This is a genomic window from Rhodococcus sp. CH91 (genome assembly GCF_022554085.1).
Lineage (GTDB): Bacteria > Actinomycetota > Actinomycetes > Mycobacteriales > Mycobacteriaceae > Rhodococcus.
On record NZ_JAKFYR010000026.1, the window covers coordinates 1 to 2,547 of the forward strand.

1 protein-coding gene is annotated in these 2,547 nt (G+C 65.4%); it reads right to left on the reverse strand.

The window, feature by feature from the left end; genetic code table 11:
- On the reverse strand, window positions 1-2,520 hold a 2,520-nt coding region (locus MOM01_RS22910; RefSeq protein ID WP_308197036.1), incomplete at its 3' end, for an amino acid adenylation domain-containing protein.
- Window positions 2,521-2,547 lie beyond the last annotated feature (27 nt).

Genomic DNA, 2,547 nt, shown 5'->3' on the forward strand with positions numbered 1-2,547 from the left:
CACACGCCGCTGCCACAGGGCGTAATCGGCGTACTGCACCGCCAACGGTTCCCAGGCCGGCGCCGCACCGGCAGAACGCGCGGTGTAGGCGAGCATCAGATCCCGGGCGAACGGCACCATCGACGAACCGTCGGCACTGATGTGATGCACCACCGCACCGAGCACGAACTCACCCTCGGCCAACCGGAACAACTCCAGCCGCACCGGAATCTGCGAGGTCACATCGAAACGAGTGGTCACCAACTCGACCAGTTTCCGCTCGAGCTCCTCGACCGAAACGGTCACCGCCTCCAACGACACCGACGGCACCGGCAGAATCCGCTGCGCCGGACCGTCCACCGTCTCCGGATACACCGTCCGCAACGACTCGTGCCGGGCGAAGACATCACCGACCGCCTCGGCGAGCACCGCGACATCGACCTGCCCCCGCAACCGCAGAGCCATCGGAATGTTGTACGCCGTCGACTCGGTATCGAACCGGTTCAGGAACCACATCCGCGTCTGCGCCAACGACAACGGCACATGCTCGGGCCGCTGCTGGGCCACCAACGCCGCCCGGGCACCGCTACCGACCTGCGATTCGAGCGCCGCCGCCAACGACCCCACCGTCGACGCCTCGAAGAACATCCGCACCGGCACATCGGTATCGAGGGCAGCACCGATCCGCGCCACCACCTTCGTCGCCAGCAACGAGTTACCACCGAGCTCGAAGAAGTCGTCGTCCACACCGACCCGAGCCACCTCGAGCACATCCCCGAACACCTGCGCGACGATCTCCTCGACCGGCGTCACCGGCGCCCGGAACTCCCGAACAGCGAACACCGGAGCCGGCAACGCCCGACGATCCAACTTGCCGTTGACCGTCAACGGAATCTCCGTCAACACCACGAACGCCGACGGCACCATGTAATCGGGCAACTGCTCGGACACATGCGCACGCAGACCCTCCGGATCCACATCCACACCCTCGGCAGCGACCACATAGGCCACGATCCGCTGATCACCCGGGGTGTCCTCACGCACCACCACGGCCACCTGCGCCACCGACCCGTCCGCCAGCACCGCCGCCTCGATCTCACCGAGCTCGATCCGGAAACCGCGCACCTTCACCTGATCATCGGCACGCCCCAGATACTCGAGCTCCCCGCGGCGATCCCACCGCGCCACATCACCGGTGCGATACAACAACGAACCGTCGGCAGCGAACGGATCGGCCACGAACCGCGCCGCCGTCAACGACGGACGACCGTGATAACCCCGTGCCAACTGCCCACCGGCGACATACAACTCCCCGGCCACCCCCGCCGGCACCGGACGCAGACGACGATCCAGCACGAACACCCGCAAACCGGAAATCGCCTCACCGACAACACTTCCGACCGCAGTACGCGCCGTCACCTCATCGATACGACGATGCGACACATGCACCGTCGTCTCGGTGATGCCATACATGTTCACCAACTGCGGAACACGATCACCACGACGCTCGAACCACGGCAGCAGACGCCGCAACTCCAACGCCTCACCACCGAAGATCACATACCGCAACGCCAACTCCGGCGCCGCCGCCGCGGTCCGATCCACCTCCGCCAACTGATAGAACGCCGACGGCGTCTGATTCAGCACCGTCACCCGCTCCCGCTCGAGCAACTCCAAGAACTGCTGCGGCGACCGCGACGTGAAGTAATCGACCACCACCAACGTCCCGCCGTAGAGCAACGCCCCCCACAACTCCCACACCGAGAAGTCGAAGGCATACGAATGGAACATCGTCCACACATCATCGCCGCCGAACCCGTACACCGACTCGGTATCGGCCAACAACCGCACCACATTCCGATGCGGAACCAACACACCCTTCGGCCGGCCCGTCGAACCCGACGTATAGATCACATACGCCACCGACTCCGGCACCAACGCCCCACGCCGCTCCGACGCGACGATCACATCCGAGGACACCTGCCCCAGATCCACCCGATCGACCTCGACGACCCGCACCCCGGCACCGAAATCGACCTCACGACCCGACCACGACACCACACACGTCGGAGCCGAATCCTCCACCACATACGCCAACCGATCAGCCGGATACGACGGATCCAACGGCACGTACGCACCACCGGCCTGCACCACCGCCAGCAACGCCACCACCAGATCCACCGACCGAGGCAACGCCACCCCGACCAACGACTCCGGCCCGACCCCCACATCGATCAGATGCCGCGCCAGACGACGCGACCGCGCCGCCAACTCCGCATACGACACCCGCTCGTCACCGAACACCACCGCCGTCGCATCACCGGCAACAGCAACCCGCTCGTCGAACAACTCCACCAACGTGACCGCACCCACGGCACCCACACCGCGACCCGGCCACCGATCCACCACCAACTCACGCTCGACCGAATCCAGAATCTCCAGATCCCCCACCGGAACCCGAGAATCCGACACCACCGCAGCCAGAATCCGCACATACCGCTCCGCGAACCCACGCACCGTCGCCTCGTCGAACAAATCCACCGCATACGTCAACGTCGCCGACATACC